The sequence below is a fragment of the Pseudomonas sp. 15C genome, from assembly GCF_055484735.1.
Map to the genome: position 1 here is coordinate 19002 of NZ_JBUDGD010000032.1, position 22826 is coordinate 41827.

A 22826-nucleotide genomic window follows, 5' to 3' on the forward strand; every position below is an offset into this window, starting at 1 on the left:
AAATGTCTCGTTGACGAAAAGCGCCCCGCCCCGGCATCTCTGCCGGGGCGGGGCTTTTTTGCCCATACCGTGTTCGGCGCTGGTCGCAAACGCCACTCGGTCATGGCTATTTTGGAGATACAAAATGAACGATTTTACTCTGAATGCTGAAGTGCGTTCCGACCTGGGGAAAGGTGCGAGCCGCCGCCTGCGTCGTCTCGCAAGCCTGGTTCCAGCTGTAGTTTACGGTGGCGACAAAGCCCCTGAATCCATCAGCATGCTGGCCAAAGAAGTTGCCAAACTGCTCGAAAACGAAGCGGCTTACAGCCACATCATCGAGCTGAACGTTGGTGGCACCAAGCAAAACGTCATCATCAAGGCTCTGCAGCGTCACCCGGCCAAAGGCCACGTGATGCACGCTGACTTCGTACGCGTTGTTGCCGGCCAGAAACTGACCGCCATCGTGCCTGTACACTTTGTTGGCGAAGAAGCTCCAGTGAAGAAAGGCGGCGAAGTTTCGCACGTTGTTGCTGAAATCGAAGTGACCTGCCTGCCGAAAGACCTGCCTGAGTTCATCGAAGTCGACCTGTCGAAAGCAGAAATCGGCACCATCATTCACCTGTCGGACCTCAAAGCTCCTAAAGGTGTTGAGTTCGTTGCTCTGGCACACGGCGATGACAAGGCTGTTGCCAACGTCCACGCTCCACGTGTTGCTCCAGAAGCTACTGAAGAAGGCGCAGCAGAGTAATCCACTCTGCTTGCCTGAGTGAGCAAGTAACATCGCGGACTGGAACGTAGCGAGAAAGCGGGCGAGAATGCGGAGTTTACATTCATGGTAAATGAGCATTTTTCGTCCACTTTCGCCGCTGTCACAGATTGCGGTGATGTTATTCACCACTCAAAGGAAGGGCCCCTATCGTGACTGCCATCAAACTGATCGTTGGCCTGGGAAATCCAGGCGCTGAATACGACCAGACCCGGCATAACGCAGGGGCCCTTTTTGTTGAGCGCATCGCCCACGCCCAGAACGTGAATCTGGTGGCCGATCGCAAATATTTCGGCCTGACCGGGCGCTATTCGCATCAGGGTCAGGATGTTCGTCTGCTGATTCCCACGACCTACATGAACCGCAGCGGCCAGGCCGTGGCGGCACTCGCCGGTTTCTTCCGCATCAAGCCTGAAGAAATCCTCGTGGCGCACGACGAACTCGACTTGCCTCCGGGCGTTGCCAAGCTCAAGCAGGGCGGCGGCCATGGCGGTCACAACGGGTTGCGCGACATCATTGCGCAACTGGGTAATCAGAATACGTTCTACCGCCTGCGGCTTGGCATTGGCCACCCGGGCGTTGCCAGTATGGTTTCAAATTTCGTCCTGGGTCGTGCGCCACGCGCCGAACAGGAAAAACTCGATGCCAGCATCGACTTTGCCCTCGGCGTGCTGCCGGATATCCTCGCCGGGGAATGGAACCGCGCGATGAAAAACCTGCACAGCCAGAAGGCCTGACTTTTACCCGAGGGGAAACACCATGGGATTCAATTGCGGCATCGTCGGCCTGCCTAACGTCGGCAAGTCCACCCTGTTCAACGCCCTGACCAAGTCCGGTATCGCGGCCGAAAACTTCCCCTTCTGCACCATCGAGCCGAACAGCGGCATCGTGGCGATGCCGGATCCACGCCTGCAAGCACTGGCGGAAATCGTCAATCCCAAGCGCATCCTGCCGACCACCATGGAATTCGTCGACATCGCAGGCCTGGTGGCCGGCGCCTCGAAAGGTGAAGGTCTGGGCAACAAATTCCTCGCCAACATCCGCGAAACCGATGCCATCGCTCACGTCGTGCGCTGCTTCGAAGACGAAAACGTGATCCACGTTTCCAACAGCGTCGACCCCAAGCGCGACATCGAAATCATCGACCTGGAACTGATCTTTGCCGACCTCGACAGCTGCGAGAAGCAACTGCAGAAAGTCGCGCGCAACGCCAAGGGCGGTGACAAGGACGCGGTCGTGCAGAAGGCGCTGCTGGAGCAACTGATCGCGCACTTCACCGAAGCCAAACCGGCGCGCAGCCTGATGAAGAACATGAGCACTGACGAAAAGGCAGTGATCAAGGGCTTCCACCTGCTGACCACCAAACCGGTCATGTACATCGCCAACGTCGCTGAAGACGGTTTCGACAACAACCCGCACCTGGACGTGGTTCGCGCCATTGCCGAAGAAGAAGGCGCCATGGTCGTGCCGGTGTGCAACAAGATCGAAGCGGAAATCGCCGAGCTCGACGACGGCGAAGAAAAGGACATGTTCCTCGAGGCTCTGGGCCTGGAAGAGCCGGGCCTGAACCGCGTGATCCGCGCCGGCTACGAAATGCTGCACCTGCAGACCTACTTCACCGCCGGTGTCGAAGAAGTCCGCGCCTGGACCGTCAAGGTCGGTGCCACCGCCCCGCAAGCCGCTGGCGTGATCCACACCGATTTCGAAAAAGGCTTCATCCGCGCCGAAGTCATCGCCTACAACGACTTCATCCAGTACAAGGGCGAACCCGGTGCCAAGGAAGCTGGCAAATGGCGTCTGGAAGGCAAGGAATACATCGTCAAGGATGGCGATGTGATGCACTTCCGCTTCAACGTCTAAGCAACACCCGCGCAAGAAAAAGCCGCGTTTGATACGCGGCTTTTTTGTGCCTGAAATGTATAGCCCAACACATTTCCCTGTAGGAGTGAGCCTGCTCGCGATAGCGGTATGTCAGTCAGCACATCTGTAGCTGAGAGAACGCTATCGCGAGCAGGCTCACTCCTACAATTGGATCTGTGTGGGGATCAGGGTTTCCTGGTGCGCGGCAGGAAAATTGCCAACACGCCAAACAACGGCAAAAACGAACACAGGAAATACACGTACTCGATCCCGTGTATATCCGCCAGATGCCCGAGCAACGCCGCGCCAATACCGCCAAAACCAAACATCAAACCGAAGAACACCCCGGCGATCATTCCGACATTGCCCGGCACCAGTTCCTGCGCGTACACCACGATCGCCGAAAACGCCGAGGCCAGAATAAAGCCGATCACCACGCTGAGCACGCTGGTCCAGAACAGATCGACGTGAGGCATCAGCAAGGTGAACGGCGCCACGCCGAGGATCGAGAACCAGATCACCGCCTTACGGCCGATCTTGTCGCCGATCGGCCCGCCGAAGAATGTCCCCGCCGCTACCGCGCCGAGAAACAGGAACAGGTGCAACTGCGAGCTGGCCACCGACAGGTCGAATTTCTCGATCAGGTAAAAGGTGAAATAGCTGGTGAGGCTGGCCATGTAGAAATACTTGGAGAACACCAACAGCCCCAGCACCACCAGCGCACTGATCACCCTGCCCTTCGACAAGCCGTGAGCCGCAGCCTGGCCGGCCTTGAGCTTGAACAAGTTCAAGTGATGGGCGTACCAGCGGCTGATGCGGTACAGCACGAACAACGCAAACACCGCGAACAGGCCGAACCACGCGACGTTGCCCTGACCAAACGGAATGATGATCGCCGCCGCCAGCAGCGGGCCGAATGCCGAACCCGCGTTACCACCGACCTGAAAGGTCGATTGCGCCAGACCGTAACGCCCGCCCGAGGCCAGTCGCGCAATCCGCGAGGCTTCGGGGTGAAATGTCGAGGAGCCGATGCCGATCAGCGCCGCCGCCAGCAGAATCAAGGGGAAGCTGCCAACCATCGACATCATCACAATGCCGATCAGCGTGCAAATCGAACCGGCTGGCAGCAGCCACGGCTTCGGATGTCGATCAGTGTGATAACCCACCCACGGCTGCAACAGCGACGCCGTCAATTGGAAAGTCAAAGTGATCAGGCCGACCTGGGTGAACGTCAGGCCGTAATTGGCCTTGAGCATCGGATAGATCGACGGCAGCACCGACTGGATCAGGTCGTTGATCAAATGCGCCAGCGCTACCGCGCCGATGATGCGCATCACCAAAGGGCTGCTTTGCGGAGCAGCGGTCGCCGAGGCAGCGGCGGTCTGAACATTGCTGATAGCCATGGAATTTTCCGGACAGCAGAGGGGTGCCCGCAGGCAGGTGCGTCAATGTGCCATTTTTCGGTGCGCCTGCGCTATCCCCTTAGCCAGCTAACTAACTGACGGGTCGTCGATTGCCAGGTGATAGCGCAACGCCATGGTCTGAATCTTGCCTTGCTTCTCTGCTTGAACGCGGCCGCCTTACAAAGGCGACCGACAATGGGAAGTTTCGCTACAGAGCCGGCCTACAGAGCGGGCAAGAGTGAACTTTCGAGGCCTTTTAGCAGGGCACAACATCAAGGTCGAGCGACTGCGATGCACGCCAATGGTGCGTGGTGTCCGGGGGAGTCATGGGGCATGCAGGCTTTTCTTTCACCGGGGATCAAATTGCTGGGGCGATTTGGCTTCGCACGTAAATTCCAGTTGTTGTTTCTGCTGTTCATTCTGCCGTTGGCCGGTAGCCTGTTGATGATCGGTCAGGACTATCGCGAAAAGCTCAGTCTTATCTCCGGCGAGCGCGCCGGCGTGCGCCAGTTGCTGGCGCTGGATGCGCTGGACAACCTGCTCGCCGCGCAACGCGACCGCGCCGCCCGCTGGCGCGCTACGGAAACCAACCGGCAACCGACGCCGGCCACACTGGCGGCCATGGCCGCGTTCGACAAGGTGCAGCCTGCCGTATTGCAAGCCACTACGGACCTGGGTACAGCACTGAATAACGAAGGAGCCGAAGGCGAAACGCTGACGCGCTATCAAGCGCTGCAAACCGCGCTCAATAGCCTCGATTCGAAAAGCCTGAGCAGCGTCGGCTGGTGGCCGGACGGCTACGACCGCTTTACCAACGCCTTGGGCGCGTTGCAAGCGTTGCGCGAGCAGATCGTCATGGACAATCGCCTGACGCTCGCGCCGTGGCTGGAAACCTATCTGCTGACGCAGATCTCCACGCAACACGCGCCGGACCTGATCGAGCGAATCGGCCGCCTCGCCGCGGTCGGCCAGGCCTCGGTGGTCTCCGGCCAATTTACCTTGCAGAGCCGTTTGCAATTGCGTGACCTGCGCAGCCGCATCGGCGACGCCCGCGAGCAACTGGTCAAAACCGCCACGCTGCTCGAAGCACGCCTGCCGACAGACCAGCAGAGCTGGGCCAGCCAATACCACGACAGCCTCAAACACCTCGACAGCGGCTTGAAAGTGCTCGACGACGGCGTGTTCGGGGGCAGCATCAATCTGAAACCGGAAGACTTCGAGCGCAGCCTCGACGCCCTGCTGACCAACCTCGCGTCCCTGCGCCAGCAATCGCTGCTGTCGCTGGATCAGCGGCTCGACGCCTATCACAGCTCGGCTATCCGTCAGTTCATCCTGGTCGCGGCGATATTCGGTTGCCTGCTGCTGGCCGCGTTATACCTGTTCATTTGCCTGCAAGCCTCGATCCGCCGCAGCGCCAGCGGCATCACGCTGCTCGCCGAAGCCCTGCGTGACGGCAATCTGAGCCTGCAGGTGCCGGTAGTCGGCCGTGATGAGCTGGCGGCCATCAGCACCGCGCTCAACGTGGCCGTGGTGCAACTGCGCAGCAGCATGCTCGGCGTCGATCACGAAACTTCGCAACTGAGCAACGCGGTGCGCAGCCTCAACGATCATTCCAGCGGTGCGCTCAGCGAAGTCGAGGCGCAACAATTGCAGATCAGCCAGATCGCCGCAGCGGCCACGCAACTCGCCGCCACCTCGCAAGGCGTGGCGCAGAGCTGCGAACAGGCCTCTGGCAGCGCCCAGCACACCCGGCGCATCGCCGCTGAGAGCAGCCGCGACAGCCAGCGCACCACGGCGAGCATTCAGCAGCTCAATCAGCGCTTGAACGAAACAGCAGCGGCATTGGGTCGGGTCAGCGAACAAGGCCAGCAGATTCAACTGGTCGTCGACACCATTCGCGGCGTCGCCGAGCAAACCAACCTGCTGGCCCTCAACGCGGCGATCGAAGCGGCACGCGCCGGTGAACAGGGTCGTGGCTTTGCCGTGGTTGCTGACGAAGTGCGCAGCCTGTCGCAACGCACCCAGTCATCCACCGCACAGATCGCCGGCACCGTCGACAGCCTGCGTTCCACCGTCAATGAAGCAGTCAGCCTGATGGAAGCCGCGTGCGGCCAGGCGCAATCGGACGCCGCCGCCGTCACCGGCCTCGGTGAACGCCTGGGCGAAATTGCCAGCGCCGTTCAGAGCGTCACCGACACCCTGGCGCAGATCGCCACGGCGGTTGAGGAACAGGCGAGCACCGCCGATGAGGTGAGCGGCAACATCCAGCAGGTCGATCAAGCGGCGGTGCGTTTGCTCGAAGGCGCGCGGGCGGTGAACATTGCGGCAGACACCTTGAGCCTGGGCAGCGAAGCCTTGAGCGCCAATACCGCCAGATTCCGCCTGCGCTGACACCCTCCCCGGCCCCGATTTTCGGGGCCGGAGGATAAGCGGTTGAAAATAAGAAGAAATATTTTGGATTTACGCTTGACGCTTTTCCATTTCAGGGGAATAATGCGCGCCACTTGGCTACATAGCTCAGTTGGTTAGAGCATAGCATTCATAATGCTGGGGTCCGGGGTTCAAGTCCCTGTGTAGCCACCAAGTACCTGTTTACAGATGTCTATATGAGTCTCTAAACAACCTCAAGAAGCCCGCCTAGTGCGGGCTTTCTTGTTTCTGGCTATCTCTCCCTGTATCCCTCTATACCTTCCCTCCGTGTATCCCTCTGTGTATCCTCGACAAATAATTGAACCGAGGGGATACAAGCCCAAATGAAGCGCTCCGAGATAAAACGTCGCCCCCTTTCCGATACCGCATTGGCCGGCCTTGAGCCTGACGCCAAGGAGTATCGCGAGCTCGACGGGAGCGGCCTTTATTTTCGCGTGAAGCCTGACGGGCAAAAGTCTTGGCAGCTCCGTTACAAGAAGCCAGACGGCAAATGGTCGTGGCTCGGGCTCGGCGGTTACCCAGAGGTGAGCGGATCGGCCGCCAGACAGAAAGCTGCCGAGCTACGCACCGATGCCGCAGACGGCAAAAACCCCATCGTCACGAAACAAGCTCGCAAAAAGGCGGATCGGGATGTCGCCGGCGAGACATTCGAGCCGCTGGCGCGGGAGTGGTACGCGTCACGCCTGACAAACTGGGACGCCGGCACAGCGAAGCGGATCATCGGCGCCTTGGAGCGTCATGTCTTCCCTGTGTTCGGCAAACGCCAGTTCGTGGATATCACCCCCCTCGAATGGATGGAGTTTCTGCGCGGCATGGAGCAGAAAGGAATCCTTGAGCAAATGAGCCGGGTTCGCTCCTACTGCCGCGACGTTTACGACTTGGCCCGGGTTACCGGTCGCGCGACGCACAATCCGCTGGAAGGCCTGCAGAAGTATCTCCAGTCAGGCAAGGCCGAAAACTACGCCCACGTAACGCAAGACGAGTTGCCCGGCCTGATCCGCGCGATTGCCGCATATCCACATGCCCACGATGTCCGCCTCGGCCTGCGCTTGCTGAGCCTTTTTGCCGTGCGCCCCAGCGAGTTGCGCGAGGCGGCGTGGTCAGAGTTCGACCTCGATAAAAAGATCTGGACCGTCCCGGTGAATAGGAAGGGGCGGAAAAAGGGATTGGAGCATCTGGTCCCCCTCTCCACTCAGGCGATCGAGGCGCTGGAAGAGTTGCGCAAGTACACCGGTGGCAATCCCCTGCTTTTCCCCGGGCGCAGCGACCGCACCAAGCCCCGCAGCGACACGGTGTTCCTGATGGCACTGCGGCGAATGGGGTATGAGGGGCGCCAGACCGGGCACGGGTTCCGACACATCGCGTCGACGGTCCTCAACGAAAACGGGTTTGATGAAAACCACATCGAGGCCCAGCTATCCCACAAGAAGCCCGGCGTCGCTGGCGTATACAACAAGGCGAAGTACCTGCCGCAGCGCACGACGATGATGCAATGGTATGCGAACTACCTTGACGGACTGGCCGACGGCGCAGTTGTGCAAGGCAACTTCGGGAAAAGGGCCTGAACCCGGCCTTCCAAGGCTCTCGTAGACGCATATAGACTGAAATCTAACGCTGTTCAATCGCTGGTGATCAGACAGACACAATATGTTGGCACGCCTAGCCATACGGGGAGAGAAGTCGGCCCCCATCCGCCGGCCGGCCGACTTTACAGGATGCCTGGAGAGGAGTTGATCATGGAAACGGATAAAGAGTTTGATGCCTTTACAGACGAGGTGCCGTTCGAGCCCATATGGCGGCTGCGCGTCATGCAAGCACGCGCCAAGCTGGTTCTTGAGAACCGTTCAGAACATGAGATCCGAGTGGCCGCCTCAACTATCGAGTGGCTCACCAGCGAGTATTTTTACAGAGAGAAAGAATCCTGGATTGCTCATCAAATAAAAAACGATGGGCCGATACTCCGTTATCTCGTCGACGAAAAACGGACAGAAGATGGGCTATGGGAGCTGGTCGATCACAACCCCGACATCATTTCCGATGAGTTCGATTTTCCGAATGAAGAGAACACTAGCCGTCTTGAGGCATTGGAGGAAAGTTTAAAAGGGGTCGACCTTGACGATGAGAATTTCCCAGACGCAAAACCCTATGAATACTTCGCCGTTTTAGCATTGGTGCTCATTGGGGAGGCGATTCTTTCGTTTCAGGACGATGAGTGGTGGCCACCCGTCCTGAAGGAAGACCTACCTATGGTGCGCCTTAGCTCGATCGCCAACAATGCGGTAGACATCATGGAGGTTATTTGTAGAGCGGAGCAGCGTCAGGACGAACACGAAATGCGTAAGAGAATCGAGTTTTTCTTGCATGACAATGAAAGCAGAATCCCAGAGCAGGTAGATGAGCTAGTGAGGAAAAGGGTTTCTCTCGCAGCAAGTCTCGCAGCAACTGCTCGACATAAAGAAACAAGCGAGAGCAGGTCAGCAGCTCTGCTGTGTTGGGATGCCACCGGGTCAAAGTTCAGCAGCCGAACCGCCTTCGCCCGGAATAAACACAGAGAATACGGAGTTACCGAGAGAACGCTTTATGGGTGGATCACGGCACACGTGCGTTCAAAAACTGACTGACGACTACCATCTGCGCGCATGCAGTACGGTATACGCGCTAACGGTACAGTCTCCGCGCATGCTGGTCTGTCGAGAGCACCGTTGCGCAATCATCCTGTTTCCCGTCTACATCAGTATCGGGAAACGCAAAATGCACACCATCTATACACCGCACCACCCCTCTGCCTCCGCTGCGCAGAACTTCGACCCGGCGATCACCCTGATTCGCATGCCGGATCTGGAAGCGATCACCGGCCTCGCCCGCCCCACGGTATACAAACGCCTCAAAGATGATCCGACGTTCCCGCGCCCAGTGCCCCTGAGTAACAGCAAGTCGCGCGGCTCGCCGGTTGGCTTTGTTTTGGCTGAGGTACAGGCCTGGGTTCGCCAGCGCATCGCACTGCGTGGGGAGGCAGCGTAAATGACACACAAAAAAATGGCCGACCAACAGGCCAGCCACGAAAATACTCACGTAGAGAATACCAGCGGAACCGCTCAACGTGCTCGACTTTTGGAGCGCCTGAGAGCCGGCCCGATCGATACGTTTACCGCTATTCGCGAGCTGAACATCGTTCGCCCTGGCGCTCGCATCAACGAGCTGCGCGCGCTCGGCCACAAGATCCTCACCCACCGCGTGAGCCTGACCGACGATCAAGGTCGGAGTCATGGCCGCATGGCTCTGTACTACCTCAGCACTAATCCGCCCGCTGGAGTTTCCGTATGATGACTATGCTCATGCCAAGCGATAGTCGGTCGCAAACTTCGCTTGCTCGGATGGGGCGTCAGCGCTATGGTTCAAGGGTCGCGGTAAATCCCGTGACCGACCTTGGCCGGTCGAGTATCGTTAGGCGCACAAGCGCCCACCATCCGATTGCTGGCGCTTTTTTTGCGTCCGCACAATCGTGTTATGGCGGCTGTGCGTGGGACACCTTCGGGTGTGCCGGGTTCCTAACGTCCCGGTCGGCCAACCCGCGTACAGCTGCCACCCATCTTCGCTTGGCCGCGAAAAGTGGCAGCTCCTCAACGTTAGGAGCTACACCCATGAAACACGCCCTCACTCCATCAAAAATCCGCGCCTTTGCTCATCGCTGCATAGCCCTGAGCGCTCTCCGCGCAAACTCCTCCCTGTTCTATCGACTCGCCCGCTACAACGCCAATATGGCCATCGCCCGCACCCTAGAAACCCAAGGGGATGCGCAATGAACACTCATACCGAGCTGGGGGTTACTCCACTGCTTACGAACTCCTCAGAGTTTCACTACGTAGGCACGCGATCATTCTTTTCCGTCTCAGCCGGCATTCCCGTAGCCGATGCGCTGCACGAAGCGAGCTGCTTCCTCGCGGCGGGCGATGCAATGCTGACGAAATCCATGGATAGCGGCCTTGGTGTCGATGAGGTATTTGGAATCAGGCTTCTGATGGCCGCAGCCAAGGCCTTGGTTGACTCTTCCACCGCTCCTATCCAGTTCGGCAATCGCCAAGGCGGTGCCAAATGAACGCTCCAGCCCGGTCAGCCGAAATCAGCGTTGAAGACATGCGGGACATTCAGGAAATTCTGAGTTTGCTCGCGCTTTCCCTCGCCCTGATCGCCTCACCTTCAATCAACATTCTCGTAGCACGAGTTACCGCGGTTGTCGCTCAGCACACTGCTATGGCCTGGGCGGAACTTCTCGACGATTTGATCGCTGCGCAAGGGGGTGCCCAATGAGCAGCCTACTTTCAACTGCGATCAACGCCGAACGAGAACACGCATCTCAGTGGTGGGGTGCTCTCAATCAGTTGCGCCTTTCCAACGAGTTGCCGGACTGGGTTCGCGCCAAAGACATCGGTAGCGATACCGACTATCAGAAAGCGCTGATCGCGAGAAGCGACGTCAATCAGGCTCTGTTTGGCGTCGACGAGATCCAACCATCAGACAACCTAGAGCCCCGCACCTACGAATGTCAGCGGCTCATTGATCTGATGGAGTTGGAGCGCACCCGCTATCTGACGTGGTGGACCATGCTCAGCGAAATGCGGGCACGTAGACAGCTACCGGATTGGGTTGTGACTAATCGCATAGGTAACGGGCCGGATCATGATCGGTGGTCTGACAAATCGGCCCAGGTTAATCAGTTGCTGTTTGGTCAATCGCGCGTGCGCCACTTGGCGACTCAGCTTCGTTTGCCTCAGGAGCCACGGCCCGGTTCTCGGCAGCGCGCAGCATCGCTGACTCCCGTGAATTGCTGATTCGATAAAGGCCTAAGAACATGAAAATTCAAAATGGCGCGTCAGCGCCAACAGGATCGGCTTGCCCTAGAAAAGCCACAGGGCTGTTCTATGTGACCCATCCGAAAGCGCTGAAGGCGTTGCTTGGCCCGTTCCTGACGGAGTCTGACGCCGAGTGCGGGCGCGTAGTTATGCGCAGCGCCGATGCTCAAGTGACTGCCTGCCTCGTGGAGTCAATCGACGACATCACGCACTGGCACGCCGTGAACAATGGACGGGTTTGCCGGGCATTCGCTGGGAGCGCCAGTCATGGATGACGCAGCGATCTTGTTCCGCGATGCGCTCCAGGCGACCTATGGACAGCTTGATTGGCTCCCTGTGCCCGATGGCAGCATTCACCGGTTCCGCGTTCCAGACGACAAGCCCGGCACTCTCAATGGTTGGTATGTCCTGTACTTGGATGGTATCGCCTCTGGTGCTTTTGGCAGTTGGAAGTCTGGAGCTGCCAGCACTTGGTGTAGCCGCGAACCGGTAGACGCTCGCGAGGCCGCGCAGATCCGCGAGCGAATTGAGCAGGCTCGGCGCCAGCGCGAGGCCGAACAACAACGGCGCCAGCAGCAAGCCGCAGAGAAGGCTAATCACTGGTGGCGCAATGCTCGGCGCGCATCGCCTGATCACCCATACCTCACCGCCAAAGGAGTTCGCTCCCACGGGCTGCGCCAGCGCGGTGCGGATCTGCTCGTACCGCTGTATCTCGACGGCCTCCTAGTCAATCTGCAGCGAATTGGCCCAGACGGTGCCAAGCGTTTCTTGCCCGGTGGGCGCGTGAAAGGCACGTACTCGCCTCTAGGCATCATCGAGCCCGGCGCCCTGCTCTGCATCTGCGAAGGATGGGCGACGGGCGCCAGTCTCCACCAACACGGTGGCTATGCCGTTGCCGCTGCCATGAACGCGGGAAACCTGTTCCCGGCGGCGACGGGGCTTCGTTCGCGCTACCCGGACCAGCCATTTGTTATTGCTGGCGACGACGACCGACTCACTGACGGAAACCCGGGACGCACTGCAGCGAACGCAGCCGCGGCGGCAGTGGGCGCTCAAGTCGCTTTCCCCGAATGGCCAGACGGTGCACCGGCTGACCTCACTGATTTCAACGATCTCGCAAACTGGAAGCTCGCCAATGGCCAAGCCTGATACCAACGTGATCAACCTTCGGCCAGAAGCCGCAACCATCGCGCCTGCTCGTCCTTGCTGGGCGGTGTACGAGCACTGGGTGACCAACGAGAACGGCCGCAAGTTGCGCCCTGGAGTTTACTGGCACAGCTTCAAGCGCACCGCTGCGGATCAGGACGACGCCGAGAAAGACGCAGCCGACCGGCCGATCAGCGATGAGTGGATCTCAAGCCCAGTCATGGTCGTGGCGCGCACCACCAACAGTGACGATGGCAGCGAGGGCCGACTCCTGCGTCTGGTCACAGATAGCGGCACCAAGGATTGGATCATTGCCATGGAGGTTTTCGGCGGCAGCGGCGAGGACGCCCGGCGCGCGTTGTTCGGTATGGGTGTCATCATCGCTTTGAAGAAGCGCGGCACGTTCATGGAGTATCTGCTCGACCAGCACCCTGCAGAAGTGTTCGCTACCACCAGCCGGCCGGGCTGGCACGAGTCGGGTGCATTCGTACTGCCCGGGCGAACGATCGGCGCCGCAAACGTGCGGTACCAAGCGAGCAACAAAGCTCAGGTGCTGTTCAGTCAGCGCGGCGAGTTAGCGCTATGGCAGTCGCAGGTGGCAGCCAAGTGCGCGGGTAATCCGGTACTGACTCTGGCTATTGGCTGCTCTCTGGCCGGCCCGCTGCTGAGTTTGGTCGGCGTGCTAGGTGGCGGGGTTCACCTTGTGGGTGACAGCTCTAGCGGCAAATCTCTGGCCCAACTGATCGGATCGTCGGTGTGGGGCGACCCGGGCGTATTTGCCGCTAGTTGGGACATGACCAAGGGCGGCCTTGAGATAGAGGCGTCGAGCCGTAACGACACCATCCTGCCGCTGGACGAGATCAAGCGCGCCGACCCTAAGCGGGTACAAGAAATGGCGTACTCACTCGCCAACGGCCAGGGTAAGGGGACCATGACCCGCGAGCGAGAAGCCCGAGGCAAACTGAGCTGGCGCCTGCTGACACTCTCCAGCGGCGAGCGCTCCCTCTCTGAGCATGCCGCCATATCTGGGAATGCCGCCCACGCCGGCGCCGAGTTGCGCATGGTCGACGTGAACGCCGGCACCCGTACGCACAGAGCCTTTGACGAACTGCACGGGCTTGAGGGAGCGGACTTCCACCGGCAGCTCACCGTTGCGGTCGGCGCCCACCATGGCCACCTTGGGCCAGCATTCGTGGAGCGCCTTGTCGCAGCCGACGATAAGCCAGGCTTGCTCAGCGACTTTGACGGCATCCGCGCTCAGTTCGTCGAGGACAACGCCCAGGCCGGACGCGTAGCCGATCGGTTCGCCGTGATCGCACTTGCGGGAGAGATGGCCATCGCTTTCGGCTTGCTGCCTTGGGAGCAAGGGACCGCCCTCGCCGACTGCCGCCTGCTCTATGGCGAATGGCTTGCCCGTGTCGGCGGCGGTAACGCAGAAGATCGCCAGATCCTGGCCGGCATTATCGACTTCATCGACAAGCACGGCAGCAGCCGTTTCTCCGACGTCGACGCCCCGGAGGTAGACGCCAAGGTGTTCAACCGCGCCGGCTACTGGGAGCTGGTAGGTGGCAAACGACTCTACCTGTTCAACAAGTCCGCGCTCACCGAGGCCGCTCAAGGGTTCGGCTTAACCCGCGTGATCAAGGCGCTGGAGGTTGGCGGAGCGCTGGCCAAACGGGACAGCGATCGGGATAGCCGCAAGACCAAGAAGTACCGCATCCCCGCCGGCGGCTCGGCGCGCCTGTACGTGGTTGACCCTGAAGCCTTGGACAGCGAAGGAGGCGGCGCATGACCACCATATCCTCCAAGTACGAATGCCCGAGTTCACAGGAACCTATAAACGTGGGGAACAGGGGGAACGGGGGAACAGCCAGTAAACCCGTGGCTTGTAGCCGTTCCCCCTTATTAGATGTATGGGGAACAGGGGGAACACAAACATGTTTTTGAATATAGAACTCCCAGTCTTTCTGAGCATTTGGTTATCACTGTTCCCCACAAAAAAACGTGGGGAACGGAATCCCCCTCTGGAAGCCCCGGAAACACTGGCTGTTCCCACTGTTCCCCCGTTCCCCCGCTTTTTTTCTACAGACACATTTGGGCAGTGGAGCAATCAGGGCGAGGTGCCGGTATGAGTCTCCTTTCCGGCCTGCTCGATCACATGCCGCCAGCGGCTACCGGTGCTGAATCGCCGAAAGTGGATAGACGACCTCGCCCGCGCCTGGTGGTGGTTACTCGGGTCGATCGCCCTGCTCAGCTCATCACCGGCACACACGCAAACGCCGCCACCGCGCCGCCTGAGTGGCGTCACGCCCGTGATCTATACCTGAACCACATCATGGTGTGCCCAGCCTGCTATGCGCCCACAGGCAGATATTGCATGGCTGGCTCTCATCTGCGCGCTGACTACGAAAACACACCAATGGAGGCGCACGTCTAGGTGCGCGCGACAACGAGCAATACCACCGGGGCATTCCGCCCCTACTCAGCCAAAGCCCGCCGCAAGCAGGCACCCTATAGGAAACACCTATGACTCTCCCCACCACGGCCAATCACCTTTCGATTCCACTCGGCATCACCGACCCACTGCTACTGCGCGTGTTGCGTGAGCACACCAATCAAATTAATCAGCTCGCGGAAGGGCGCATAACAGCCTTCTACTCTGCGCTCACCGCTGCGCCATCCAGCGGCCCCTGGATGCAGGGCGACGCAGTGAAGAACTCGGCGCCGTCAGAGCTTGGCACCGCCGGCTCGAAATATGTCATCGAGGGTTGGGTGTGTGTCGTCTCAGGCACGCCGGGAACATGGGTTCAAAAGCGCTTTCTGACGGGCAACTGATGAGCAATTCAATGCTGGTACTCGTTAACCAGACCTGAAAAGGAAAGCGAAACCTCGGAGCTGGCGAGCACCCCCAGCTCCGAGCGCTAACCTCGAGATTAGGCATCAGAACAGGACGACCGGCCCACAAAACCACTGGTCAAATATACAGTTAAAGCTAAATCTGCTAATATTAGGTTATAACCTTGCATTGAAGGATGCGTTATGAACAACAAGACCCGAGGCCACCAAACCAAGCCAACCCGCGCAGAGATCACCGCCGCATATGAACGCCTGCGTATCGCAGCGAACTCTGGAAGCATACAGGCGAATGCCGCACTGATCGCCTTGGCAGAACGCCGTCTTTTGTTACCTATGGAGGATTTAGTCGCATGAATGAAATCCGCTCCAGTACCCCGACGAGAGAATCTGGTATGGCTATTGATCCAAGCTCGATTCAGTGGGATGACGAACCTCAGATTGATCCGGCTGGCATCATCTGGGATGACGCCCCACAGCCAGCCGACCCTTCACAGAATGCAGCGCAGGCGAACTACGGCGATGGTCCGGCGCCACAAGCTGGCCGCTTCGGCAACCTGCTCACCCGTCTACCGCCAAGTGCTGGCAAGGAGCTGGGGCAGAACTTGAACAATGTCCTCCAAGGGGCGGCAGTGGGTGCCGGTGATATCGGCGCTACATTGCTAGCACCGATAGATATCGTAAGGGACGCCATTTCTGGGAAGGGTGTGACCCTGGATACTTGGCGTAGGCGGCGCGGCGCTACCGAATCCGCGGCAAAAGAAGAGTTCGGTGCGAACCCGGAGTCTGCTGCGTTTCAAGGTGGCAGACTCGGCTCGCACATTCTCGGGTCTGCTGGCATGGGTGGTGCGTTAGCAGGAGCTGCGCGCGCACTTCCAGGCGCCACCAATATTGCCCCCTTAATCGAATCCATCGGCTCCGGTGGTTTCCGTGTAGGTGGCATGCAGGGGCTTTCGGGTCTCGCTACCCGTGCAGCCGGCGGGGCAATTACTGGCGGCGCATCGGCGGGACTGGTCAACCCGGAAGATGCTGGCCTTGGTGCGCTGGTGGGTGGTGCAATCCCAGGAGCAACAGCAGCCGTTGGTTCTACCGCGCGCGGACTTGGTCAAGCCCTGCGCGGCGGAGAGGTTAAACCCGCCGTAAGCGCACTCGCACAAAAGGCTGAAGGCCTTGGCATCAACATCCCAAGCGATCGAATCGTCAACAGCAAGCCATTGAACGCCCTGGCCGCATCGCTCGAATACATGCCGCTCAGTGGTAGATCCGCCACGCTCTCGAACATGCAAAACCAGCTCAACCGCGCCGTTAGCCGAACGGTCGGCCAAGATTCGCCAGATGTAAATATGGCGCTTCGCGATGCCAGACAAGACCTTGGATCGAAGTTCGAAACAGTGCTGCAGAGCAACAAGGTCAAGGTCGATGACCAATTCCTTCAAGACCTTGTTGAGCAAGGGCAGCGCGCCGCTGGCGAGCTCGAAACCGGGCAGGCAAACATCATTCAGAAGCAGATCGAGGAAATTCTCGGCAAGGCGCAGAACGGCGAGATCGACGGGCAGGCCGCCTACAACATCAAGAAGACACTCGACCGGATCGGCCAGCGCAACAGCCCGGAAGCCTACTACGCCAGCGACCTTCGCAAGTCGTTGATGGGTGCGCTGAATCGCTCGCTGTCGCCGGCCGATGCCGCTGACTTCGCCAAAGTCCGCCAGCAATACGGCACCATGCTTGATCTGGAGAAGATGGCGCAAAACGGCGCGGATGGTGACATCTCGATCGCCCGTCTCGCGAACATGAAAAATATCGGAAACGCCGATCTCCAGGACTTAGCCGATATCAGCGCGCAGTTCCTCCGGTCGCGGGAAAGCCCGCACGGCGCCATGCAGCGCCTGATGCTCGGTGGTATTGGTGCTGCCGGCTCCGGGCTCGTGTCACCACTGCTGTTCGGCGGAGCCATGGTGGCAGGCCGGGGAGCCAATGCAGCCCTGAACAGCAATACGTTGCGCGGCCTGCTAACAAGATCGCCGAGCCAAGGAGGCGGTCTACTATCTCTCGGCGCGGAAAAGGCGAACAGGTTGCTTCCCCTGTTGGCGCCACAGTTGGTCAACGACCAGTAAGGCCCAGCCAGAAACCGTACACCGCTGCAGCGCAGACGATGGCCACGCCTTTCCAGATCATGAAGTCGATCATCGTAAAGTTCGAGAAATCCACCAAGACCTCCAAGCCCGCCACGTGCGGGCTTTTTACTGGGATCGCCAAAAAGGCCGATCGCTTCAGCTTTCTAAGAAGTTACCCTCAGTTTTGCCGCCCGTCTGCATTCAACTGGTCAATCACCTGCATTCATATGGACCAGCGATCTCATCGTATTTGATCACCACGCGTCTTAACCATGATCGGCAGAGAACGGCCAAGAGCGGCCGTTGGGGCTAGCACCAAAAAGTCAGTAAAGTAGCTACCGATAGATTCACAGGGGAGCCACGCGACGGTCCCTTTCGACGTGTTAAGCACCTGACTAAAACTTCACGGTCGCAGGCTTACAGTCGCCGATAAAGGCAGCGAACTGTTGGCCATCGTCCAGTTGGTACATCAATACGCCGTTCCCGCTAAGTCGATTCAAACTTACATGAAGCCTGACTACTTTCCGCCCAAATAGCTGTTTCGTAGAAAGGATATACGGGGACGACGAGTACCACTGATTCGTGACAGCGAGATCGCCAGTGATCTTGCCCGTTAGTGGCGTCGTGACCATTAGCGCTCGACTCTGAGGATCAATCTGAACTGTCAGCTGCCCATGTGCTCCCGCGCTTCGACCAAACCCGTCTTGATGCGTCCATATCTCGCCTTCACACAGAAGGTACACGCTGGCACCTGGCTTTGTCTGCGCAGCAACAGATAGGGCCCATACGCCGAGAATGGATGCAACGATGATGGCTCGATAGCCCATGAGTCTCTCCACTGATGACCGAGGGGATTACAACGTTACGCTTCGCCTTAACGCATCATTTAAGTCGATCCATGGCTGGGCGCAGACTAAGTGTTAGCAAGGAATACAGGGACGGATTCGATTTCCCTAATCCCAATCGTCTGCTAAGGGTCGGTAGCTGCCGCCATGTCCACGAATCGTTTTGATCAAATCCGATGCAAATGACTGGTCAGCGAGAATGCAAATGGGGGACAAGTTCGTGCAATTACCTAGATTTCCACTTCGGCTGACGCAATTTGCTCGGCCGGCACTGAGTACATCATTGATGTCTAGTCATCCACGGCGCCCTGATGTGCCCGAAAGGTCAATAAGGCTGACCAACATACACGCACCAGGCAGAGCCTGTCGGTAACCACTGAAGTAACCACCTCTGGAATCCATGGTTTCAGGCAATTCTAAAGCGGATGCCTAAGGTGGTGACCAGAGCGGTGACCACAACGAGTGACCACCTCCGCTCTCCCTGTCATCGTCAGCATGAATTCCCGTAACTTGGTTGCCACTCAGGTTGCCAAGGTATTCCGAGTTTTTGGGGGCCATAAAAAAGGAACAGGCGCCCATACCGACGACGTGTAACTAGGCAGGCTGTTACAGCCCCTGTTACAGCAAAACACGCTGTTTCACGCAGCGCTTCACGCACAGAGATCGCGTACCTGAGCTACCTAAAAAACCACAAAGTACGCAGGCTGGTACGCGCCATAAGTACGCACTCTGGTGCCCGTGCCGATCAAGTTCGCGTTCAAGGTTCGCACCTCCAGTTCTCACTCGCCAATGCGAACCCTGTTGACGGTTGCCAGCACGGTTACCGTGAAACACCGAATCCGTGCCTGCCTGGCGTCCGAGGCCCTATCTGTGCGAGCAGCGTAAAAAAAGCAAGCTCGGTCGTCTAACAAGACGTACGGTAAGGTTGAAGATGACAATTGCTTTGACGAATTGCTATCAGGGGACACAGAATCGCGAAGCCAAAACGCCATTATCAGGGAGGAAAAGCGTTGAACGATGTCCTGACACTAAGCGCTTACAGAGAGGCGCTGCCACGGAGCTGCCCTCCTAATGAGGTCGTGACACCGAAAGCTACTCCGCTTTGGAGACTTCTGCGCTCTCACTCTGTATCGGAATCTGATTTCGACTCACAGCGTAAAAGGCTGCCGAACCATCCATACCCCAATGAGTGTGAGGCAATGTCCGTTTCCTTGAGCACATCCTTGGCTGCCTGCCGCGCGATAGCTAAATTGCCTCGATCTAAGTTTACCCACGCGGTGGAGGTGCGCTTTGAATCTTCTGCTGGCGTTTGGCATCAAGACTCACCAGGACATGTGCATTTCTGGCCATATCATGAACATGACTTGATGACGCTCGTAGGGGCGGTAAACATACTATGAGCGAATTAACTGTTTACAAGGTGCTTCTGCATTATGAGATTCCCTTGGTGGTCCTTGCCAAGAACAAACAGGCTCAAAATTATCTAGGAATTAACTATGATGATGGCGAGCAAGCATGCAAGTTCTACTTTTCTCGCATAGCCCCCGATGTATTGAAACTGCTTTTATTCGAAAAAATAGATGTACGCTACGCAGTCACTCGCGCCCATAAGGGCAAGTATGAACTCGCTGAACTGTGGGGAAGAGTTGGAGATATTTGCAAAACGACAAAAGTTGAAGAAATATCTGAAGAGCTTCTGCCTCAACAAGGTATGTTTTTGCCGGGACATGCGCCATCAAGCTCAACTAGCAAGGTTAAAGTTGTTGACATAGATGGACGTTGGGAAGTTAGCGATCTCAAGAAATTTTCCGATCTGGTGCAGGATTGCTATGCCTTTGGGTATGCGCTCCTTGGTGCGACGGGGGCTGTATCAAAGCGCGAGATAGAAAGAGTTTTTCATAAATATCCATGGCGTGGGGGCTTCAGCTCTGTCAATTTCTTTAGGTCGCTATACAAAGGTATTCCGGGCCAGGATAGGGCGCAAATTAAGAGCATTGAGTACGCTTCTCCCGGCTTCGTCGAGTTCGTCGTAAATGAAACAGTTGCAGACTCGATTAGAGACCTGATCATTGACCTTAATGATGACGAAAGCCTTGCTACTGCAACTTATAAAAACGTTTATAGACGCCTACAAGATAAGGGCTGGCTTGGCCAGTCGGAAGATGATCTATTTTTGCATGCTGATGACAAGGAAGAGCTCCGAGAACTGCTTGGTGAGGCTTGTGCCGCATTTGGCCTAAGTAATTATGAGGGCCATATTATCGGCCTTGCGTGTGAAGATATGCTTGCCTCAGTGAAGATTGTGTTGGCCTATTATCGGAGACTGAAGAACCTTGCCGATTATGTTGCCACTGGCAAAGCCCAAAACGTTTTCCACGATTGATTCATATAAAAACATGGTGGCCATACGATCAATGCGCTTAATACGCTAGGCACACGGATAACCTAAATTTTCTGACCGATCTGTCGCGGGAATATCAGCAGGATGAATAGGTGAGATGCCAGCTCGCTAAACCCTTAGCGCGCCAAGCAATTCTTGACAGGGCCTTGACGGTTTTTCGCGGGAGAGCGCCGGTCAGTTCTTCCGCAGCCGCTGCGCCAAATTGATCGCTGCCTTCATCAGTGTTGAAATCTACACTCTGTGTAGATCCCGACACGCGACCACCGCGTCCTCAAAACAGAGTGGTGACAATGCCACTGTGTGGCACTGTGACCACACTTTCTCTTTGCCGTGAAGTCGGTCTGCCGGCTCCTCTTCATACCTCCTACACCGGCTATACACAACCCCCCAGGCATCGAGCGTTTCCAGTGACTCGGAGCGTGCGTGGCGAGTGAGCAGCGAGCAGTTTGTTTCATGCCTCGATCGAACCAGCGCTGCTACGCTTTCATTTTTCTCGAATGGAGTCGGAGCGATGCCCACCCCCGAATATTCTCTCCCAGATGTCCTGGAGCGCATGTATCACAACCAGCTCGCTTCAGAAGCCGCGCTAATGGAGCTGACCTTGCTAGTCGAAAGCCAAGGTCATGCCGAGGCCGGCGACAATATCCGAACTGCTCTGGAGACGATCGGCGAAAACGCCGGGCACATCCATCAAGGTTTCGCCCGACTAAAAGCACAAGGCGCGCAGTAAGCGAATCCGAGTCAGGAGCACATATGGACGATGACTGCGAAGTGGTGTTCGTAGCAGGCCTAGGCAAGATGCTGGGACGCACCGAGGCAGCGATCAGACAGGGGATGAGTCGCGGTGTCGACTGGCTACCGAAGAGTTTCCGGATGGGCGCCAGACACTGCTGGCTGAAGGCGGATGTCCGGGAGTTTCTGCGGGAGTGCCGCGATGGGGAAAACAAGGTGCCGAAGGTTGGTCGACCGCGGCAGACACCGCCAACACTGAGGGATATCGAGAGATGACAGCTCATCAAGCATGGGAGTGCGAAAGAGATGCGCTATTTGACCGTCAGAAAGTTCGCCAGCGAGTCTGGATATACAGAAGCCGCCGTGAGATCGAAAATCGCTGACGGAACGTGGGTAGGGGATCAAGTCTGGCGACACGCCCCTGATGGTCGAGTGTTGATCGATGTAATAGGCTTCGAAGCCTGGGTAGAGATGGGCAAACAGTCGGCGACCAATCGAGCAGATAAACTACGATCACGACTGAGCCCGGCGCCGCTGACGGGCAAGGCAAAACGAGGAAGCCCAAAACAGCTGAAATGATGCCGCTCGTCGGATCAATCCGATTTACCAAATGGCCGCCTTTGAGCACCTTCTGGCGAAAAGAAAAAAGGCCAAAAACCACCTAGCAGCGAGCGCCATGTATCCCCACATGTATCCCTTGCGTAAGAGGAAAGACAAATACTAAATGAAAACAGATTGTTAAGTAACCAGTTCAAATGTCTGTGTAGCCACCAAGTACTAAAAACGGCTTACCGAAAGGTAGGCCGTTTTTTTATGCTTGCAATAATCCCCCGCCCGGTTACCGATCTATCCGAATCACTGTTTACCCTAGAGGTGTAGCGATGCGCTACCACCGATCAATGGGTCCGCAGTTGCTCATCAGTCAGACTTTCTTACAGTTTGCGCTTCGCTTTTTTTCACATAAGCCAATATCACATTCAAGATAAGGCCTTCGTAACAACCAAGCTTATAGCCAAGTAATACGGGCCCTGCCCCCATAAAAATCAAGAAAATCAAAAGCGCTATCTGAGAAAAACGCCGCTATCACTGAATGTTAGCGGCGTTTTTTCTTACGTAAATAGCATTGCGGCTTTACTCGGCGATTCATCTATTCCGCAGTAATCACCAGACAACCTTTCATCACACGGACTTTCACGTTCTCGTTCACCTCGAATCCTGCCTGTCTTAACCACAGTCCGCGTAGCCTGATCCAGGGCACCGGTTTGGCGGGGCTGTGAGGTTGATCCTTTATGTGGACCGGGTAAAAGTCTGCGGCGATTTTCAACCGGCGTTCAGTGATAGGGGTTGATGACGTATGATCGGCCTTAGCCATAATTAGCTCCTTCTTAGCTGCTTGTGGTTAGCGGGGCCAAAGTGTTGGTAGCACCTTGGTTCCGCGTTCTTTGAG

Annotated in this window: 22 protein-coding genes and 1 tRNA gene; 21 read left to right on the forward strand and 2 right to left on the reverse strand. The window is 57.4% G+C overall.

Annotation, left to right across the window (positions count from 1 at the left end; all coding sequences use genetic code 11):
- Positions 1-124 precede the first annotated feature (124 nt).
- The 3 genes from ACYYKW_RS16960 to ychF all read left to right on the forward strand — a co-directional run bounded on the left by ACYYKW_RS16960 (position 125) and on the right by ychF (position 2605).
- Complete coding sequence (locus ACYYKW_RS16960) at positions 125-727, forward strand: 50S ribosomal protein L25/general stress protein Ctc (protein ID WP_090286251.1); 603 nt, start codon at positions 125-127, stop codon at positions 725-727.
- A 170-nt stretch (positions 728-897) separates the two neighbouring features.
- The gene (gene pth / locus ACYYKW_RS16965) at positions 898-1482 is read left to right on the forward strand and encodes an aminoacyl-tRNA hydrolase (protein ID WP_008079560.1); all 585 of its coding nucleotides are present in this window, start codon (positions 898-900) and stop codon (positions 1480-1482) included.
- A 22-nt stretch (positions 1483-1504) separates the two neighbouring features.
- Positions 1505-2605, forward strand: a complete 1101-nt coding sequence (gene ychF, locus ACYYKW_RS16970; protein ID WP_090286253.1) for a redox-regulated ATPase YchF — start codon at positions 1505-1507, stop codon at positions 2603-2605.
- 185 nt (positions 2606-2790) lie between these two features.
- Here ychF and ACYYKW_RS16975 read toward each other — a convergent pair whose 3' ends face one another.
- Positions 2791-4008, reverse strand: a complete 1218-nt coding sequence (locus ACYYKW_RS16975; RefSeq protein ID WP_464990610.1) for an MFS transporter — start codon at positions 4006-4008, stop codon at positions 2791-2793.
- A gap of 333 nt (positions 4009-4341) precedes the next feature.
- On the opposite strand from ACYYKW_RS16975, the gene ACYYKW_RS16980 reads away from it, so the two are divergent.
- From ACYYKW_RS16980 to ACYYKW_RS17065, 18 genes are all read left to right on the forward strand, one after another.
- A complete protein-coding gene (locus ACYYKW_RS16980; RefSeq protein ID WP_464990611.1) occupies positions 4342-6399 on the forward strand; it encodes a methyl-accepting chemotaxis protein in 2058 nt (685 codons plus the stop codon).
- Positions 6400-6514: 115 nt separating this feature from the next.
- Positions 6515-6591, forward strand: a tRNA-Met gene (locus ACYYKW_RS16985).
- Between the two features lie 170 nt (positions 6592-6761).
- On the forward strand, positions 6762-8003 hold the full coding sequence (locus tag ACYYKW_RS16990) for a tyrosine-type recombinase/integrase (protein WP_464990612.1): 1242 nt from the start codon (positions 6762-6764) through the stop codon (positions 8001-8003).
- 171 nt (positions 8004-8174) lie between these two features.
- The gene (locus ACYYKW_RS16995) at positions 8175-9059 is read left to right on the forward strand and encodes a hypothetical protein (protein WP_464990613.1); all 885 of its coding nucleotides are present in this window, start codon (positions 8175-8177) and stop codon (positions 9057-9059) included.
- A 130-nt stretch (positions 9060-9189) separates the two neighbouring features.
- On the forward strand, positions 9190-9459 hold the full coding sequence (locus ACYYKW_RS17000; RefSeq protein WP_464990614.1) for a helix-turn-helix transcriptional regulator: 270 nt from the start codon (positions 9190-9192) through the stop codon (positions 9457-9459).
- Positions 9460-9762 (forward strand): helix-turn-helix domain-containing protein, encoded by a 303-nt coding sequence (locus tag ACYYKW_RS17005; RefSeq protein WP_464990615.1) that lies wholly within the window; start codon positions 9460-9462, stop codon positions 9760-9762. It begins immediately after the preceding gene.
- Positions 9763-10079: 317 nt separating this feature from the next.
- Entirely contained in the window at positions 10080-10241 is a 162-nt protein-coding gene (locus tag ACYYKW_RS17010) for a hypothetical protein (RefSeq protein WP_464990616.1), read from the forward strand.
- Positions 10238-10534: a DUF3077 domain-containing protein gene (locus ACYYKW_RS17015; protein ID WP_464990617.1), complete on the forward strand. Its 297-nt coding sequence runs from the start codon at positions 10238-10240 to the stop codon at positions 10532-10534. The genes ACYYKW_RS17010 and ACYYKW_RS17015 overlap by 4 nt, the downstream gene beginning before the upstream one ends.
- On the forward strand, positions 10531-10746 hold the full coding sequence (locus tag ACYYKW_RS17020; protein WP_414868576.1) for a hypothetical protein: 216 nt from the start codon (positions 10531-10533) through the stop codon (positions 10744-10746). The genes ACYYKW_RS17015 and ACYYKW_RS17020 overlap by 4 nt, the downstream gene beginning before the upstream one ends.
- Positions 10743-11267, forward strand: coding sequence for a hypothetical protein (locus tag ACYYKW_RS17025; protein ID WP_464990618.1), 525 nt, complete (start codon positions 10743-10745; stop codon positions 11265-11267). Before ACYYKW_RS17020 ends, ACYYKW_RS17025 begins: the two co-directional genes overlap by 4 nt.
- 20 nt (positions 11268-11287) lie before the next feature.
- The gene (locus ACYYKW_RS17030) at positions 11288-11563 is read left to right on the forward strand and encodes a hypothetical protein (RefSeq protein ID WP_464990619.1); all 276 of its coding nucleotides are present in this window, start codon (positions 11288-11290) and stop codon (positions 11561-11563) included.
- Complete coding sequence (locus ACYYKW_RS17035; RefSeq protein ID WP_464990620.1) at positions 11556-12437, forward strand: toprim domain-containing protein; 882 nt, start codon at positions 11556-11558, stop codon at positions 12435-12437. Before ACYYKW_RS17030 ends, ACYYKW_RS17035 begins: the two co-directional genes overlap by 8 nt.
- On the forward strand, positions 12424-14226 hold the full coding sequence (locus ACYYKW_RS17040) for a DUF927 domain-containing protein (RefSeq protein WP_464990621.1): 1803 nt from the start codon (positions 12424-12426) through the stop codon (positions 14224-14226). Before ACYYKW_RS17035 ends, ACYYKW_RS17040 begins: the two co-directional genes overlap by 14 nt.
- 734 nt (positions 14227-14960) lie before the next feature.
- Positions 14961-15269, forward strand: coding sequence for a hypothetical protein (locus ACYYKW_RS17045; RefSeq protein ID WP_464990622.1), 309 nt, complete (start codon positions 14961-14963; stop codon positions 15267-15269).
- Between the two features lie 204 nt (positions 15270-15473).
- Positions 15474-15644, forward strand: coding sequence for a hypothetical protein (locus ACYYKW_RS17050; protein WP_464990623.1), 171 nt, complete (start codon positions 15474-15476; stop codon positions 15642-15644).
- Positions 15641-17401 (forward strand): hypothetical protein, encoded by a 1761-nt coding sequence (locus ACYYKW_RS17055; protein ID WP_464990624.1) that lies wholly within the window; start codon positions 15641-15643, stop codon positions 17399-17401. Before ACYYKW_RS17050 ends, ACYYKW_RS17055 begins: the two co-directional genes overlap by 4 nt.
- A gap of 2241 nt (positions 17402-19642) precedes the next feature.
- Positions 19643-20629: a hypothetical protein gene (locus tag ACYYKW_RS17060; protein ID WP_464990625.1), complete on the forward strand. Its 987-nt coding sequence runs from the start codon at positions 19643-19645 to the stop codon at positions 20627-20629.
- 529 nt (positions 20630-21158) lie between these two features.
- Entirely contained in the window at positions 21159-21377 is a 219-nt protein-coding gene (locus ACYYKW_RS17065; protein WP_464990626.1) for a hypothetical protein, read from the forward strand.
- Between the two features lie 1149 nt (positions 21378-22526).
- On the opposite strand, the gene ACYYKW_RS17070 is transcribed toward ACYYKW_RS17065, so the two are convergent.
- On the reverse strand, positions 22527-22751 hold the full coding sequence (locus tag ACYYKW_RS17070) for a SymE family type I addiction module toxin (RefSeq protein WP_093098355.1): 225 nt from the start codon (positions 22749-22751) through the stop codon (positions 22527-22529).
- Positions 22752-22826 lie beyond the last annotated feature (75 nt).

Bases quoted from the DNA above. Each gene is read 5' to 3' on its own strand.
- ychF (WP_090286253.1), top strand. From the start codon at position 1,505: ATGGGATTCAATTGCGGCATCGTCGGCCTGCCTAACGTCGGCAAGTCC.
- ACYYKW_RS16990 (WP_464990612.1), top strand. From the start codon at position 6,762: ATGAAGCGCTCCGAGATAAAACGTCGCCCCCTTTCCGATACCGCATTG.
- ACYYKW_RS17045 (WP_464990622.1), top strand. From the start codon at position 14,961: ATGACTCTCCCCACCACGGCCAATCACCTTTCGATTCCACTCGGCATC.
- ACYYKW_RS17055 (WP_464990624.1), top strand. From the start codon at position 15,641: ATGAATGAAATCCGCTCCAGTACCCCGACGAGAGAATCTGGTATGGCT.
- ACYYKW_RS17025 (WP_464990618.1), top strand. From the start codon at position 10,743: ATGAGCAGCCTACTTTCAACTGCGATCAACGCCGAACGAGAACACGCA.
- ACYYKW_RS17020 (WP_414868576.1), top strand. From the start codon at position 10,531: ATGAACGCTCCAGCCCGGTCAGCCGAAATCAGCGTTGAAGACATGCGG.
- ACYYKW_RS17010 (WP_464990616.1), top strand. From the start codon at position 10,080: ATGAAACACGCCCTCACTCCATCAAAAATCCGCGCCTTTGCTCATCGC.
- ACYYKW_RS17070 (WP_093098355.1), bottom strand. From the start codon at position 22,751: ATGGCTAAGGCCGATCATACGTCATCAACCCCTATCACTGAACGCCGG.
- ACYYKW_RS17050 (WP_464990623.1), top strand. From the start codon at position 15,474: ATGAACAACAAGACCCGAGGCCACCAAACCAAGCCAACCCGCGCAGAG.
- ACYYKW_RS17030 (WP_464990619.1), top strand. From the start codon at position 11,288: ATGAAAATTCAAAATGGCGCGTCAGCGCCAACAGGATCGGCTTGCCCT.
- ACYYKW_RS17065 (WP_464990626.1), top strand. From the start codon at position 21,159: ATGCCCACCCCCGAATATTCTCTCCCAGATGTCCTGGAGCGCATGTAT.
- ACYYKW_RS17040 (WP_464990621.1), top strand. From the start codon at position 12,424: ATGGCCAAGCCTGATACCAACGTGATCAACCTTCGGCCAGAAGCCGCA.
- ACYYKW_RS17000 (WP_464990614.1), top strand. From the start codon at position 9,190: ATGCACACCATCTATACACCGCACCACCCCTCTGCCTCCGCTGCGCAG.
- ACYYKW_RS16960 (WP_090286251.1), top strand. From the start codon at position 125: ATGAACGATTTTACTCTGAATGCTGAAGTGCGTTCCGACCTGGGGAAA.
- ACYYKW_RS16995 (WP_464990613.1), top strand. From the start codon at position 8,175: ATGGAAACGGATAAAGAGTTTGATGCCTTTACAGACGAGGTGCCGTTC.
- ACYYKW_RS17015 (WP_464990617.1), top strand. From the start codon at position 10,238: ATGAACACTCATACCGAGCTGGGGGTTACTCCACTGCTTACGAACTCC.
- ACYYKW_RS16980 (WP_464990611.1), top strand. From the start codon at position 4,342: ATGCAGGCTTTTCTTTCACCGGGGATCAAATTGCTGGGGCGATTTGGC.
- ACYYKW_RS17060 (WP_464990625.1), top strand. From the start codon at position 19,643: ATGAGCGAATTAACTGTTTACAAGGTGCTTCTGCATTATGAGATTCCC.
- ACYYKW_RS16975 (WP_464990610.1), bottom strand. From the start codon at position 4,008: ATGGCTATCAGCAATGTTCAGACCGCCGCTGCCTCGGCGACCGCTGCT.
- ACYYKW_RS17035 (WP_464990620.1), top strand. From the start codon at position 11,556: ATGGATGACGCAGCGATCTTGTTCCGCGATGCGCTCCAGGCGACCTAT.
- ACYYKW_RS17005 (WP_464990615.1), top strand. From the start codon at position 9,460: ATGACACACAAAAAAATGGCCGACCAACAGGCCAGCCACGAAAATACT.